The 241-nt window shown below is 72.6% G+C and carries 1 protein-coding gene; it reads left to right on the plus strand.

Going from position 1 to position 241, the window contains the following annotated elements:
- A partial coding sequence (locus tag AC0IXR_RS25165) for a hypothetical protein (RefSeq protein WP_471762617.1) occupies positions 1-241 on the plus strand: 241 nt, incomplete at both ends.

Below are 241 nucleotides of genomic sequence, written 5' to 3' on the forward strand. Positions count from 1 at the left end.
ACTGCGCCTCGTGCTGCAGGGGCGCATCGGCCGCATGATGGCAGGATGGTGTCGGGTCGCCGCGAACCGGGCCTGTCACGGCATCGGCCGGGTTGGCCGCGCCGGAGCGACCTTTCCCACGTCCGGGGCGGGTCTTCTGGCCCTGCTGCCTGCCGTCGCTCGGCATGATCACCGCGCCAACGGAACGGCGCAGATCGGCGACCCGCGTGTCGAAAGGCGCATGCAGAGCGGGGCGACGGGC

This window comes from Methylobacterium sp. AC832 (genome assembly GCF_979256025.1).